Origin of the sequence: Amycolatopsis sp. CB00013, assembly GCF_001905755.1 — a bacterium.
In the GTDB taxonomy this organism is placed as follows: domain Bacteria; phylum Actinomycetota; class Actinomycetes; order Mycobacteriales; family Pseudonocardiaceae; genus Amycolatopsis; species Amycolatopsis japonica.
The window spans coordinates 213699-228164 of the sequence record NZ_LIWC01000008.1 but is presented as its reverse complement, the minus strand read 5'-3'; the positions used below and the strand labels follow the sequence as shown (position 1 = coordinate 228164).

Annotated in this window: 13 protein-coding genes; 12 read left to right on the top strand and 1 reads right to left on the bottom strand. The window is 68.7% G+C overall.

Annotation, left to right across the window (positions count from 1 at the left end; genetic code table 11):
* Positions 1-208 precede the first annotated feature (208 nt).
* From AMK34_RS40715 to AMK34_RS40700, 4 genes are read left to right on the top strand one after another with little or no spacing between them, the layout of a single operon-like run.
* Positions 209-604: a GntR family transcriptional regulator gene (locus AMK34_RS40715; protein ID WP_016336295.1), complete on the top strand. Its 396-nt coding sequence runs from the start codon at positions 209-211 to the stop codon at positions 602-604.
* Positions 601-1464 (top strand): ABC transporter ATP-binding protein, encoded by an 864-nt coding sequence (locus AMK34_RS40710; protein ID WP_037342231.1) that lies wholly within the window; start codon positions 601-603, stop codon positions 1462-1464. The genes AMK34_RS40715 and AMK34_RS40710 overlap by 4 nt, the downstream gene beginning before the upstream one ends.
* Positions 1465-1473: 9 nt before the next feature.
* Positions 1474-2262: an ABC transporter permease gene (locus AMK34_RS40705; protein WP_073849098.1), complete on the top strand. Its 789-nt coding sequence runs from the start codon at positions 1474-1476 to the stop codon at positions 2260-2262.
* A gap of 13 nt (positions 2263-2275) precedes the next feature.
* Positions 2276-3196, top strand: a complete 921-nt coding sequence (locus AMK34_RS40700; protein ID WP_073849097.1) for an ABC transporter permease subunit — start codon at positions 2276-2278, stop codon at positions 3194-3196.
* A 20-nt stretch (positions 3197-3216) separates the two neighbouring features.
* Here AMK34_RS40700 and asnB read toward each other — a convergent pair whose 3' ends face one another.
* Positions 3217-5049, bottom strand: coding sequence for an asparagine synthase (glutamine-hydrolyzing) (gene asnB / locus AMK34_RS40695; RefSeq protein WP_073849096.1), 1833 nt, complete (start codon positions 5047-5049; stop codon positions 3217-3219).
* A 344-nt stretch (positions 5050-5393) separates the two neighbouring features.
* On the opposite strand from asnB, the gene kdpF reads away from it, so the two are divergent.
* The 8 genes from kdpF to AMK34_RS40655 all read left to right on the top strand — a co-directional run bounded on the left by kdpF (position 5394) and on the right by AMK34_RS40655 (position 14401).
* Positions 5394-5495 carry a K(+)-transporting ATPase subunit F gene (kdpF, locus tag AMK34_RS40690; RefSeq protein ID WP_007031325.1) on the top strand — a complete coding sequence of 34 codons (102 nt, stop codon included), beginning with the start codon at positions 5394-5396 and terminating at the stop codon, positions 5493-5495.
* The gene (kdpA, locus tag AMK34_RS40685) at positions 5495-7165 is read left to right on the top strand and encodes a potassium-transporting ATPase subunit KdpA (RefSeq protein ID WP_038509763.1); all 1671 of its coding nucleotides are present in this window, start codon (positions 5495-5497) and stop codon (positions 7163-7165) included. The genes kdpF and kdpA overlap by 1 nt, the downstream gene beginning before the upstream one ends.
* A complete protein-coding gene (gene kdpB / locus AMK34_RS40680) occupies positions 7162-9255 on the top strand; it encodes a potassium-transporting ATPase subunit KdpB (RefSeq protein WP_073849095.1) in 2094 nt (697 codons plus the stop codon). The genes kdpA and kdpB overlap by 4 nt, the downstream gene beginning before the upstream one ends.
* Positions 9256-9259: 4 nt before the next feature.
* Entirely contained in the window at positions 9260-9871 is a 612-nt protein-coding gene (locus AMK34_RS40675) for a potassium-transporting ATPase subunit C (RefSeq protein WP_073849094.1), read from the top strand.
* Between the two features lie 5 nt (positions 9872-9876).
* Positions 9877-12462 carry a sensor histidine kinase gene (locus AMK34_RS40670; protein ID WP_051972392.1) on the top strand — a complete coding sequence of 862 codons (2586 nt, stop codon included), beginning with the start codon at positions 9877-9879 and terminating at the stop codon, positions 12460-12462.
* Positions 12459-13160 carry a response regulator gene (locus AMK34_RS40665; RefSeq protein ID WP_037342241.1) on the top strand — a complete coding sequence of 234 codons (702 nt, stop codon included), beginning with the start codon at positions 12459-12461 and terminating at the stop codon, positions 13158-13160. Before AMK34_RS40670 ends, AMK34_RS40665 begins: the two co-directional genes overlap by 4 nt.
* A gap of 142 nt (positions 13161-13302) precedes the next feature.
* A complete protein-coding gene (locus AMK34_RS40660) occupies positions 13303-13860 on the top strand; it encodes a hypothetical protein (RefSeq protein WP_198941855.1) in 558 nt (185 codons plus the stop codon).
* 253 nt (positions 13861-14113) lie between these two features.
* Positions 14114-14401: an acylphosphatase gene (locus AMK34_RS40655; RefSeq protein WP_073849093.1), complete on the top strand. Its 288-nt coding sequence runs from the start codon at positions 14114-14116 to the stop codon at positions 14399-14401.
* The last annotated feature ends 65 nt before the right edge of the window (positions 14402-14466 follow it).

Sequence of the window (14466 nt, the reverse complement as noted above, 5' to 3'; positions counted from 1 at the left end):
GGTTGGGGGTAGTGCCAGCTCGACGTCTTCCCCCGTGTCGTCGAACTGGCACTTCTTCTTGACTGGGGCTGGGGTTTTCCGTGAAGGCCCCCTTGAGGGATCCAGAGTCCCTCAAGGGGGCCTTCACGTCTTTTCCCCGTGATCACTTGACAGGCGCGGACGTCTGCCTGCACCCTTTCACTACTTAATTAGTGAAAGGGTGTTGCCAGTGGTCACCTTCCACCTGGACAAGGGCTCGGGCGTCGCGACGTACGTCCAGCTCGTCCAGCAGGTCAAGAACGCCCTGCGCCTGGGATTGCTGGAGCCGGGGGACCGGCTGCCGACGGCGAAGGAGGTGGTCGCCGAGCTGGCGATCAACCCCAACACCGTCCTCAAGGCCTATCGCGAGCTGGAGCGCGAAGGGCTCGTCGAAGGGAAGCCGGGCCTCGGCACCTTCGTTCAGAAGACGCTCGGAGGCGCTTCGTTCGCGGAGCGCACGCGGTTGCGGAAAAGCCTGGGGGCTTGGGTCCGCGACGCGCGGGAATCGGGGCTGGATCAGGAAGACGTCGAGGCACTGTTCACCTCCGTGGTGGTCGACGGCTTTCGAGGGGAGCGGACCGCGTGACTGAGAAACCCGTCCTCGAGGCGACCGGCCTCGCCAAGCGCTATCGCCGCAAGTGGGCGCTGCGCGACTGCTCCCTCTCCGTCCCGAAAGGACGGGTCGTCGCACTGGTCGGGCCCAACGGCGCCGGCAAGACGACCTTCCTCCACCTGGCCGTCGGGCTGCTCGACGCGACCCTCGGCTCGGTCTCGATCCAAGGAACCGCCGCCTTCCTCGCGCAGGACAAGCCGTTGTACCCGGGCTTCAGCATCGCCGAGATGCTCAAGTTCGGCAGGCGCCTCAACCCGGGCTGGGACGACGAGTTCGCGCTTAAGCGCATCGATTCGCTCGGGCTCGCCTTGAACCACAAGGTCGGCAAGCTGTCCGGCGGGCAGCGAGCGCAGGTCGCGCTCACCCTCGCGCTCGCGAAACGCCCGGACCTGCTGGTACTCGACGAGCCGCTCGCGAACCTCGATCCGCTGGCCCGTCACGAGGTCATGCGCGGGCTGATGGAGGCGGTCGCCGAAACCGGAATGACCGTGCTGCTCTCGTCCCACGTCGTCTCCGATCTGGAGAACACGTGCGACTGGCTGATCGTCCTCAACGGTGGCCGCGTCCAGGTCAGCGGCGACATCGACGAACTCGTCGCCGGGCACCGCACGCTCACCGGACCGGTGGAGGAGGCCGACGCGCTGGCCAAGCGGGTCACGGTCGTCGACGAAGCCCGCGCCGGGAGGCAGGCGACCGTGTTCGCCCGCACCGAGCCGGTTCCGCTCGGTCCACAGTGGAGCGAACGGCCGGCGAACCTCGAAGAACTGGTGCTCGCGTACCTGCGGCGGCCCGAATCCGCGAGCCTGCCTCGCCCGACACTGGCTTCGGCTTAAGGGAGAACGATGTTCTGGCTCACCTACCGCCAGCACCGGATGCAGCTGCTGATCACGGCCGGTCTGCTCGTCGCCGTCGGGATCCTGTTGCTGGTCAACGGGAACGCCGCCGCGGACAGCCCGGATCCGGCGAAACTCTTCAAGGATCTGTACACCTATCTCTCCTGGCTCCAGGTCGTCCCGGTGGCGATCGGTGTCTTCTGGGGCGCCCCGCTGGTGGCGGCCGAATACGAGCGCGGCACGACGAAACTCGCCTGGACCCAGTCGATCTCGCGGTTCCGCTGGCTCGGCGTGAAGCTCGGGTTCCTCGCCGTCCTCGCCACTCTCGGCGGGCTCGCGTTCGGCGCGATGATGCAGCGCTGGGTGGAGGCCTTCCCGACCGATCGCGGCGACGTCGCCTTCACCAGCCGCTTCGACAACCCGGTCCTGTTCACGATGACCGGCGTCGCACCCGGCGCGTGGTGGCTCTTCGGGTTCGTGCTCGGCACCGCCGCGGGCGCGCTCATCCGCAAGACCCTGCCCGCCATCGCCGTCACCATCGCGGTGGCCGTCGGCCTGATGATCGGCCTGAGCAACGTCCGTGACGGTTACGCGGAACCCGAACTCGTCCCGCTCGGCAAGGAGCCCGTCGGCCGGGTCGTGGAGATGATCAGGGACGCCGCCGGGGAGATCACCGCGCTCAAGATCCTGCCGCACGACTGGTACTGGCGTTTCCAATGGACCGAAGCCGCGATCCTGACGGGGTTCTCGCTGCTGCTCGCCGTCGCCGCGACCTTCGCCGTCCGTCGCCGCTCCTAGAAAGGCGCTCTCGTTGCTTTGGCTCACCTGGCGGCAGCACCGCACCCAGCTGCTCGTCACCCTCGGGTTCCTCGCCGTGATCGGCGGGATCCTGCTCCTGTCCGGACAAGCCGCGCTCGGCTCCGCGAGCGGCAAGATCGCTTCGTACTGCTACGGCGGCGGCGTGCCCTGCCGCGAGTACGACGCGGGACTGGAAGACCTCTACCAGAAGATCTACCCGCTGATCGTGATCCTGCCGTTCGTCCCGTTGCTGGCGGGTGTCTTCTGGGGCGCGCCGCTGCTCGCCAGGGAATACGAACGGGGCACGTATCAGCTCGTCTGGACGCAGTCGGTGAGCCGCGGCCGCTGGCTGGCCGCCAAGCTCGGCGTCCTCGCGGTGGCCGCGGCGCTCGCCGGGCTCGCTTCGGGACAGATGTTCGGCCGGTGGCTGGAAATCTTCCCCGGCAAGGCGGAGACCCTCAACGAGACGTCGTACTTCGGTGCCGTCGGCGTCGCGCCCGCCGCGTGGTGGTTGTTCGCGTTCGTCCTCGGTACCGCGGCGGGGGTGCTGGTGCGCAAGACCTTGCCCGCCATCGCGATCACGGCCGCGGTGTTCGTCGCGGCCTCGATCACCCTGATGCTCTTGCGGCCGCACTACGCCGAGCCGGTCCGGACGGTCGGCGTCGATCCCTCCACAAAGGACGGATTGATCGTGCGGGCGGGCCGGGTCGCGCCGGACGGCCGGGAGCTGCGCCTGCTCGACGAGGTGCCCGAATGTCCTCGCGGCAAGGGGATGAACGCCTGTGTCGAGGCGGCGGGCTACCGGGACTTCACCGTCTACCAGCCCGCCGGCCGGTTCTGGCGGTTCCAGTGGACCGAGGCGGGCATCCTGCTCGCCGCGACCGCGGTGCTCGGGGGTGTCGCGGCAGGGGGCACGGTCCGCCGCCGTCGCTGAGACGGCGGCGGACCGAGACCTCAGTCCAGCTGCAGTTCGGGCCGGTACAGGTCGAACCAGTGGTAGAGGTCCAGCGCCCGGTCGATCCCCGAGCGCTGGGCCGAGGACATCGTCGCCGGGTCCACTTCGGACACCCGGTGCAGCCAGTCGCGGTCGACCAGCTCGAACACCGGGTTGTCCCGTTCGGTCAGGGCCTCCTTGGCCTGCTGCTGCAACGCCGCCGCGTAGCCGGGGTCCTGAGTGGACGGATACGGGCTCTTGACCCGGTCCCGCACCGAGGCGGGGAGCACGTGTTCGGTCGCGTGCCGCAGCAGGCTCTTCTCCCTGCCGTCGAACGTCTTCAGCGACCAAGGCGTGTTGTAGACGTACTCGACGAGGCGGTGGTCGCAGAACGGCACGCGCACTTCGAGCCCGACCGCCATCGACGCCCGGTCCTTGCGGTCCAGCAGCATCCGCACGAACCGGCTCAGGTGCAGGGTGCAGACCGTGCGCATCTTGCGGTCCTGCTCACTTTCGCCGTCGAGGTGCTCGACCTGCGCGACGGCGGTGGCGTACTGGTCGGCGATGTAGCCGGGCAGGTCCAGCTTCTTCTGGACCTCACCGCGCAGGAGGGCGCCGCGCTCACTGGTGAGCCCCATCCGGAAGGCGAGCCAGGGGAACGTCCCCGAGTTCACCGCGGCCTCGTCGTGGAACCAGCGGTATCCGCCGAAGACCTCGTCGGCGGATTCGCCGGACAGCGCCACCGTCGACTCCGCGCGGATCGCCTTGAACAGCAGGTACAGCGACGTGTCCATGTCGCCGAGCCCGGCCGGGATGTCCCGCGCGGTCAGCACCTTGCGGCGCACCTCCGGGTCACTGAGCTCGGCCGGGTTCAGCACGACGTCCTTGTGGTCGGAGCCGACCAGCTGCGCGACGTCGCGGATGAAGGGCGAGTCCGGGGTGTCGCGCACCTCGTCCGGTTTGAAGTTCTCCTCCTGGCCCTGGAAATCGACGGAGAACGTGCGCAACCGCTCGCCCTGTTCGGCCAGCCGCGCGGCGGCGAGACCGGTGACGGCGCTGGAGTCGAGCCCGCCCGAGAGCAGGACGCAGCGGGGCACGTCGGCGATCAGCTGACGGTGCACGATGTCGGTCATCAGCTCGCGAACTCGCTCGACCGTGGTCTCCTGATCGTCCGTGTGCTGCTTCGCGTCGAGCTTCCAGTACGTCCGCGTACGGATACCGGAGCGGTCGACCGTGACGATCGTGCCCGGACCGACCTCGTGCATGCCCTTCCACAGCGACCAGCCCGGGGTTTTGGTCATGGACATCAGTTCGCGCAGACCGTCGGTGTCGACCACCTTGCGCGCCAAGGGATTCGCGAGGATCGCCTTCGGCTCGGAACCGAAGAGGACGCCGCCCGGGGTCGGGTAGTAGTAGAACGGCTTGATGCCCATGCGGTCGCGGATCATCACGAGCTTCTCTTCGCGCTCGTCCCAGATCGCGAAGGCGTACATGCCGTTGAGGTGGTCGACGACCTCGTCGCCCCACTCCAGATAGCCGTGGAGCACGACCTCGGTGTCGCTGTCGGTCTCGAACTTGTGGCCCCGCTTGAGAAGTTCCTCGCGCAGCTCGGTGAAGTTGTACGCCTCACCGCTGTAGACCATCGCGGCCAGCCCGGCCTCGGCCATCGGCTGCCTGCCGCCCGGCAGGTCGATGATCGCCAGCCGCCGGTGTCCCAGCGCCACGTTCGGCCGGACCCAGGTGCCCGAGTCGTCCGGTCCGCGGCACGCCATCGTCTCGGTCATCGCGTCGACGACCTCGCGACGTTGTGTCAGATCCGTGTCATAGGAGACCCACCCTGCGATTCCGCACATCGCTACCTCCTGGTGATTAGTTAGCACATACAACTATCCGTAACACTGGTGTAACACGGTTCGCGCCGCTTGTCTGCCCGAATTGCACGCTCCGTCCGCAGTGCGTCACGGTCTGTGGGGCACGTCACCGGGCATCAAGAAGTCGTAAAGGCACCCGATCGGGGCATCAAGAGGCCGTCAGTCCGTCGCCGGAAGCGCCCTGACCTGGCGCAGTGTTGCGAGGTCCTGGTCGCCGATGGGGTGACCTGTCCTGAGAGGTGCCTAGTGGCCGACTTGCTCTACGCCGTGCTCCTGATCGGCGTATTCGTGGTTCTCGCCCTGACCCTTCGCGGTCTGGAAAAGCTGTGACCGGCACGGGAGCCGTGGCCAACGTCGTCGGCGGACTGCTGGCGCTGGGGCTGATCGTCTATTTGTTCATCGCACTGGTCAGGCCGGAGAAATTCTGATGTCAGACACGATGGCCGGCCTCCTGCAGGCCGGCCTCCTCCTCGTCGCGCTCGCCGTGGTCTACCGGCCACTGGGCGATTACATGGCGCGCGTCTTCACTGTGTCTTCTGTCGAGAAGCACACCAAGGCCGAACGCGGCCTGTACCGCCTGTTCCGGGTGAACCCCGGATCGGAACAGCACTGGAAGACCTACGCGTCCGCCGTGATCGGCTTCTCGTTCGTCTCCGTCGTCTTCCTGTACCTGCTTCAGCGGCTCCAAGCGATCCTGCCGTGGAGCCTCGGCAAGGAACCGGTCTCGCCGGCGGTCGCCTTCAACACCGCCGTCAGCTTCGTGACGAACACGAACTGGCAGTCCTACAGCCCCGAAGCGACCATGGGTCACTTCGTGCAGATGGCCGGCCTGACCGTGCAGAACTTCCTGTCCGCCGCCGTCGGCCTTTCGGTCGCCATCGCGGTCGTCCGCGGCTTCGTCCGCTCGAAGACCGACCGCCTCGGCAACTTCTGGGTGGACCTGACGCGCGGCACGATCCGGATCCTGCTGCCGATCGCGTTCGTGGCGGCGATCGCGCTGATCGCGCTCGGCGTCGTGCAGAGCCTCAAGAGCGGCGTCGACGTCCTCAATCCGGACGGCAGCACGAGCAAGATCGCGCTCGCGCCCGCCGCGAGCCAGGAGGCCATCAAGGAACTCGGCACCAACGGCGGCGGCATCTTCAACGCCAACTCCGCGCACCCGTTCGAGAACCCGAACGCCTGGACCAACCTGATCGAGATCTTCCTGATCCTGGTCATCCCGGTCTCGCTGACCCGCACCTTCGGCAAACTCGTCGGCAACACGCGGCAGGGCTACGTCCTGCTTTCGGTGATGGCCGGGCTGTTCACCGCGATGCTCGCGGTCACCTGGCTGTCCGAAGCCAACGCGAGCGGACCCGCGTCGCTGGCCGCCGGGGCGAACCTGGAGGGCAAGGAACAGCGGTTCGGCATCGGCCTGAGTTCGCTGTTCGCCAACGCCACCACCGGCACGTCGACCGGCGCGGTCAACGGCGCGCACGACAGCTACAGCGGGCTCGGCGGCGGAGGCGCGCTGCTCAACATGCTGCTGGGCGAGATCTCGCCGGGCGGGGTGGGCACCGGTCTGTACGGCATCCTCGTGATGGCCGTGATCGCGATGTTCCTCGCCGGGCTGATGGTCGGCCGGACGCCGGAGTACCTGGGGAAGAAACTCGGCAAACGCGAGGTCACCTGCGCGGCCGTCTCCATGCTGGCGATGCCGACCGTGGTCCTGCTCGGCTCCGGTGTCGCGCTGATGCTGGCCGACACCCCGGCCGCCATGACGAACTCGGGCGCGCACGGCCTTTCCGAAGTCCTCTACGCCTACGCCTCGGCGGGCAACAACAACGGCAGCGCGTTCGGCGGGCTCACCGTGACGAACGACTGGTTCCAGTCCTCGCTGTCGGTGGCGATGCTGCTCGGCCGGTTCATCCCGATCCTGGCCGTGCTGTGCCTGGCCGGATCCCTTGCCTCCCAACGGAAGGTTCCGGAGACCGCCGGCACGCTGCCCACCACCGGGCCGCTCTTCGGCACGATGCTCGCGGGCACGATCGTGCTCGTCGCGGCCCTCACCTTCATCCCGGCGCTCGCGCTCGGGCCCATCGCAGAGGCACTCGCATGACCGTCACCCAAGAACGCACACCCGAAGAAACAACCCAGCACCACGTGGAGAACACCGGCCGGGTCGGCGCGGGGATCTTCAGTCCCCGCCAGCTGCTGACCTCGCTCCCGGAGGCGCTGCGCAAGCTCAACCCCAAGCACCAGCTCGGCAACCCGGTCATGTTCGTGGTGTGGATCGGCTCGGCGCTGACCACGATCTTCGCGATCACCGACCCGAGCGTGTTCACCATCCTCATCACGATCTGGCTGTGGTTCACCGTCCTGTTCGCGAATCTCGCCGAGGCCGTCGCGGAGGGCCGGGGCAAGGCGCAGGCGGAAACCCTACGTCGCAGCAAGAAGGAGACCGTCGCGCGCCGTCTCACCGAGGACGGCGACGAGGAGACCGTGCCCGGTGCCGACCTGCGTGTCGGTGACCTGGTGGTCGTCGAGGCCGGTCAGGTCATCCCGGGTGACGGCGACGTCGTCGAGGGCATCGCGACCGTCGACGAATCGGCCATCACCGGCGAGTCGGCCCCGGTCATCCGCGAATCCGGCGGCGACCGGTGCGCGGTCACCGGCGGCACCACGGTGCTTTCCGACCGCGTCGTCGTGAAGATCACCACCAAACCCGGCGAGTCCTTTGTGGACCGCATGATCGCCTTGGTGGAGGGCGCTTCCCGGCAGAAGACGCCGAACGAGATCGCGCTGACGATCCTGCTCTCGACGCTCACGATCATCTTCCTGCTCGCCGTCGTGGCGCTGCAGCCGATGGCGGGCTACTCGGGCAGCCAGCAGTCGGTGATCGTGCTGACCGCGTTGCTGGTCTGCCTGATCCCGACGACGATCGGCGCGCTGCTGTCCGCGATCGGCATCGCGGGCATGGACCGGCTGGTGCAGCGCAACGTCCTCGCCACCAGCGGTCGCGCGGTGGAGGCCGCGGGCGACGTTTCGACACTGCTGCTGGACAAGACCGGCACGATCACCTTCGGCAACCGCAAGGCCACCGAGCTGATCCCGGTCGGCGAGTCCACTGTGGACGCCATCGCCAAGGCGGCCCGGCTCTCCAGCCTCGCCGACGGCACGCCGGAGGGCCGCAGCATCGTCGAACTCGTCGCGAGGGAGCACGGGCTCGCGGAGACCGCGTCCGCCGACGAGAAGCTCGCGGACTTCGTCGAGTTCACCGCGCAGACCCGGATGAGCGGTATCGACATCGGCGGACGGCAGGTCCGCAAGGGGGCCACCGCCGCGGTGCGCGAGTGGGTCCGCGAACGCGGCGGCGACATGCCGGACGAGACCGAAAGCGTCGTCGACGAGATCAGCCAGCAGGGCGGGACCCCGCTGGTGGTCGCGGAGTACGACGGCGCGAAAGCGTTCGTGCGCGGCGTGATCCGGCTGTCCGATGTGGTCAAACCCGGGATGAAGGAGCGGTTCGTCCAGCTCCGTTCGATGGGGATCAAGACCGTCATGATCACCGGGGACAACCCGCTCACCGCCAAGGCCATCGCGCGGGACGCGGGCGTCGACGACTACCTCGCCGAGGCCAAACCCGAAGACAAGATGGCGCTGATCAAGAAGGAGCAGGAAGGCGGGCGGCTGGTCGCGATGACCGGCGACGGCACCAACGACGCCCCCGCGCTCGCGCAGTCCGACGTCGGCGTCGCGATGAACACCGGGACCTCCGCCGCCAAGGAGGCGGGGAACATGGTGGACCTCGACTCCGATCCGACGAAACTGATCGAGATCGTGGAGATCGGCAAGCAGTTGCTGATCACCCGCGGCGCACTGACCACCTTCAGCGTCGCCAACGACCTCGCGAAGTACTTCGCGATCCTCCCCGCGATGTTCACCGGCATCTTCGCCCAGCTCGGCGCGCTCAACGTCATGCAGCTCGCGACGCCGAAGTCGGCGATCCTGTCGGCGGTCATCTTCAACGCCCTGATCATCGTCGGGCTGATCCCGCTCGCCCTGCGCGGCGTCCGGTACAAACCGTCCTCGGCCTCGGCGCTGCTGCGCCGGAACCTGCTGGTCTACGGCCTCGGCGGCATCGTCAGCCCGTTCCTCGGGATCTGGCTGATCGATCTGCTCGTCCGTCTCATCCCTGGAATCGGGTGACCTCGTGAAACCGTTGTTCAAACAGACCCTCGCCGGGCTGCGGGTCCTGCTCGTCTTCACCGTCCTGTTGGGTGTCGTCTACCCGCTCGGAGTGTGGGCGGTCTCCCGCATCCCCGGCCTCGAAGGCAACGCCGAGGGCTCGATCATCACCCAGAACGGGCAAGCCGTCGGTTCGTCGCTGATCGGCGTCGACCCGGTCGCGGCGGACCCCGCCAAGGATCCGTGGTTCCACAACCGCCCGTCCGCGGGCTCGAAGGACGTCCTCGGTCCCGGAGACCCGTCGTCGTCCGGCCCGTCGAACAAGGGCCCGTACAACGAGGACCTGGTCGCCGCGATCGGCGAACGCAAGAAGCTCATCGCCGCCCGCGAAGGCGTCCAGGAGTCGCAGGTGCCGCCCGACGCGGTGACGGCGTCGGGATCGGGGATGGATCCGGCGATCAGCGTCGCCTACGCCGACCTCCAGATCCCGCGAGTGGCCAGGAACACGGGCCTGTCCGAGGAGAAGGTCCGGCAGCTCGTCGCGGAGAACACGAGCGGCGCCGGGATCGGTGTGCCGGGCGTCAATGTGCTGAAGGTCAACTTGGCCGTGCGCGACGCGGCCGGAGGAGCACACTGACAGACGTGGACGAGAACACGACCAAGCCGCGCCGGGGTGAGCTGAGGATCTACCTCGGCGCGGCCCCGGGCGTCGGCAAGACCTACGCGATGCTCGGCGAGGCGCGACGCCGCCTCGACCGGGGCACCGACGTGGTCATCGGCCTGGTCGAGACACACGGCCGGAAGAAGACCGCGGAGCTCGTCGAAGGCCTGGAGACGGTGCCACGCCGCCGGTCCGCGCACCGGGACCGCGAGTTCGAGGAGATGGATCTCGACGCCCTGCTCGCCCGCGCCCCCGAGGTCGCGGTGGTCGACGAACTCGCGCACACCAACGTGCCGGGTTCGCGCAACGAGAAGCGCTGGCAGGACATCGACGAACTGCTCGCCGCCGGGATCGACGTCCTCTCCACGGTCAACGTGCAGCATCTGCAGAGCCTCAACGACGTCGTCGAGCGGATCACCGGCGTCACCCAGCAGGAGACGGTGCCCGACGAGGTCGTGCGGCGGGCCGAGCAGCTGGAGCTGGTCGACATCACCCCCGAAGCGCTCCGGCGGCGACTGGCGCACGGCAACGTGTACCCGGCCGAGCGGATCGACGCGGCGCTGGGCAACTACTTCCGGCCCGGCAACCTCACCGCGCTGCGGGAGCTCGCGCTGCTGTGGGTCGCCGACCAGGTCGACGTCGCGCTGCAGCGGTACCGGGCCGAGCAGAAGATCACCGACACGTGGGAAGCCCGCGAACGGGTGGTCGTGTCCATCACCGGCGGCCCGGAGAGCGAGACGCTGATCCGCCGTGCGAGCCGCATCGCGAACCGCGCGGGCGCCGAACTGCAGGTGCTGCACATCCTGCGCGGCGACGGGCTCGCCGGGATGGGGCCGACGGCGGTCGGCAAGTACCGGAAACTCGCCGAAGAGGTCGGCGCGACCTTCCACACCGTCGTCGGCGACGACGTGCCGACCGCGCTGCTCGACTTCGCGCAAGGGGTGAACGCCACACAGCTCGTCGTCGGGACCTCACGCCGGTCACGCGTGGCGCGGCTGTTCGACGAAGGCATCGGCGCGGCCGTGGTCCAGCGCTCCGGCCCGATCGACGTCCACATGGTCACGCACGCCCAAGCGGGCGGACGGCTGCGCGCCCGGTTCAACCGCAGCCCGCTCACGGCTTCGCGGCGGCTGACCGGTTGGGCGCTCTCGCTGGTGCTGCCCGCGTTGGCGACACTGGTCGGTGTCCTGCTGCGGGATCACCTCGACTTCTCCACCGACGTGGTCGACTACGTCCTCGCGACGGTGCTGGTCGCGCTCGCGGGCGGGCTCGGGCCCGCGCTGCTCGCGGCGGTGGTCTCGGCCGGGCTGCTGAACTTCTTCTTCACCCCGCCGCTGTACACGCTGACCGTCCACGAACCGCGCAACGTGATCACGCTGGTCGCGATGGTGCTCGTGGCGATCCTCGTCGCGGCGGTCGTCGACACCGCGGCCCGGCGCGCGACGCAGGCCGCGCGGGCGCGGACCGAGGCGGCGCTGCTGGCGTCGTACGCGCGGACCGTGCTCACCCACACCAACCCGATCGAGCGGCTGCTGGAGAAGGTCCGCGAGAACTTCGGGATGACTTCGGTGACCCTGCTGGAAAAACGGGACGGGAAGTGGAAACGGGTGGCGAACGCCGGCACGGATCCCTGCGCGGACCCGGATCAGGCCGACGCCGATATCGCCGTCACCGCCGACGTCCACCTGACGCTGCGGGGCCGCGCGCTGCCCGCGTCGGACCGGGGAGTGCTGGAAGCCGTGGCAGGGCAGGCGTTGCTGGCCCTGCGGCAGCAGCGGACGGCGAAGGCGGCCATCCGGGCCGAACGCAAGGCCGAGGCGACCGAACTGCGCACGGCGTTGCTTTCGGCCGTGGGACACGATCTCCGGACGCCGCTGACGTCCATCAAGGCGTCCATCGGGAGCCTGCGCGCGACCGACATCTCACTGTCCGAAGAGGACACCGACGAGCTGCTCGAAGCGATCGAGGAATCGGCGGACCGGCTCGCCGGGCTGATCGACAACCTGCTCGACTCGTCGCGGCTGGCGACCGGTGCCGTACGCCCGCATCTGCGCCCCGTGGGCTACGACGAGGTCGTCTCGCACGCGTTGTCCAATGTGGACAACTCGGATTCGGTCGTGGTCGCGATCGACTCGCGGCTTCCGTCGGTGTGCGCCGATCCCGGCCTGCTGGAACGGGTGGTGGCGAACGTGATCGACAACGCCCTGCGCCACGGCGCGTCCGGCGAGCCGGTCTCGGCGCGGGCCAGCACGCATTCCGAACACGTCGAACTGCGTATCGTCGACCACGGGCGCGGGCTCAAGAAGGGCACCGCGGATTCGGCTTTCGCGCCGTTCCAACGGCTCGGGGGAGACCGGGACAGCGTGCCCGGCGTGGGACTGGGGCTGTCGGTCGCCAAGGGATTCACCGAGGCGATGGGCGGGCGGATCCGGGCGGAGGACACGCCCGGCGGCGGGCTCACCGTCGTCATCTCGCTGCCCGCATATGTTGGTCAGGATCCGGAAAAGAGCCTCCTCGCTTTCGACGACGAGGGCCTCGAGAACGAAGAGGAGGAGCGAGTGCGATGAGCGCAGACAACGCGTCGGCGACCGTGCTGGTCGTCGACGACGAACCGCAGATCGTGCGAGCCCTGCGGATCAACCTGTCCGCCCGCGGCTACAAGGTGATCACCGCGCACGACGGGACGGCCGCGCTGAAGGCCGTCGCCGAGACCAAACCCGACGTCGTCGTGCTCGACCTCGGTCTGCCCGATCTCGACGGCACCGAGGTCATCGCCGGGCTCCGCGGCTGGACGACGGTGCCGATCATCGTGCTGTCCGCGCGCGGCGACTCGGCCGACAAGGTGCAGGCCCTCGACGCCGGCGCCGACGACTACGTCACCAAACCCTTCGGCATGGACGAACTGCTCGCGCGGCTCCGCGCCGCCGTCCGCCGGTCGGCCACGTCCAGTGTGGACGGTGCGGACGCCGTGGTGGACACGGGATCCTTCAGGATCGACCTCGCGGCGAAGAAGGTGCGCAGGGACGGCAAGGAGGTGCATCTCACCAAGACCGAGTGGGGTGTGCTGGAACTGCTGGTGCGCAACCGGGGCCGTCTCGTGGCGCAGAAGCAGCTGCTGCACGAGGTGTGGGGGCCGACGTACGAGACGGAGTCGCACTACCTGCGGGTGTATCTGGCGCAGTTGCGGCGGAAGCTGGAGCCGGAACCCTCGCGGCCGCGGCACCTGCTGACGGAACCGGGGATGGGGTACCGCTTCGAGATGTGACCCCGTCGTGGTCCCCGGATGTCATGAAAGGGTCGTTCAGGACGTTTTTCGTCCTGAACGACCCTTTCATGACACGCGGACGTGACCCCCGAACGCTATGAAAGGACCTTTCCTTGCGAAATTTGCAAGGAAAGGTCCTTTCATGGCACGCGGTGAGGCCTACTGGGCGCTGCTCGTCGAGGTGTCGGTGCCGGAGGTGCTGGACCGGCCGGGAGTCGACTCGCTGGGGGCGCCGCTGGTGCTGGAGCCGCCACCTGTGGTGGTAGTGGTCGTCGGGCTCCCCGTCGAGGTTTCCGGCGGAGTGCTCGGCGGAGTCGTCGTCGGCTTCGACGAGCTCGGTTTGGTCGACGACGGCGGCAGCACCGTACGCGTCGGCTCACCTCCGCCAGGAGTCGTCGCGGGCGGCGGCGGGGCGACGACGCTCGTCGTCTCCTTGCCGTCCGGACCGACCGACGTCACCGTGGTCGGCGGCGCCGTCGAGCTGGACGGGGCGCCGGGGGTCGGCGAGCCGCTGACGGTCATCGGGCCGCCGGGGACGGCGTTGCCCGGCACCAGCTGGACGCCGGCGGGGGCGACGCCCTGTCCGCCGCCGGGGATACCGGTGCCGCCCGCGGTGGCGGAGACGCCGGGACCCGCGAGTTCGGCGATCGCGGCGAAGGCCGTCGCCACCACGAGGCCGCTGACGCCGAGTACGGCGTAGCCTGCGCGGTTGAGCTTGCCGGTGGCGCCGCGCGGGGGTGCCACGGACACGCGTGCGCTCGAATCAGACCCGTCGGGACGGGGCATGTGCTGGCTCCTCGGATGGGGGGCTTCGGGGAGTTCGGCTACCCGGGCGAGGTAGCCCGAAGTGGGGACCCGGCGCGGAGATTATCACCGCCGCTTCACCGTCTGCGAACTACAGCGAGCGTTGTGTTCACCCTCCGCGTTCATCCACATGGTGCACGATAGGGGTCGTGAGTGAAGAAGTAACGCACATCAGGTTGACCGCGTGGGTGCACGGGCGGGTGCAGGGTGTCGGTTTCCGCTGGTGGACCCGCAGCAGGGCACTTGAGCTGGGGTTGGTCGGCAGCGCAGGCAATCTGGCCGACGGGCGTGTCGAGGTGGTAGCGGAGGGTGTTCGTGAACACTGTGAGCGGCTTTTGGCTGTTTTGCGCTCCGGGGAATCACCCGGAAGTGTGGACCACGTCGTCGAACGCTGGTCGCCCGCGAAGGGCGGGCTCCGCGGGTTCGTGGAGCGCTGAGGCCCCGCGTCCCACGATCACCGTGAGCACACAGGTAGCCTGGGCCGATTGAACGACCGGTTCCC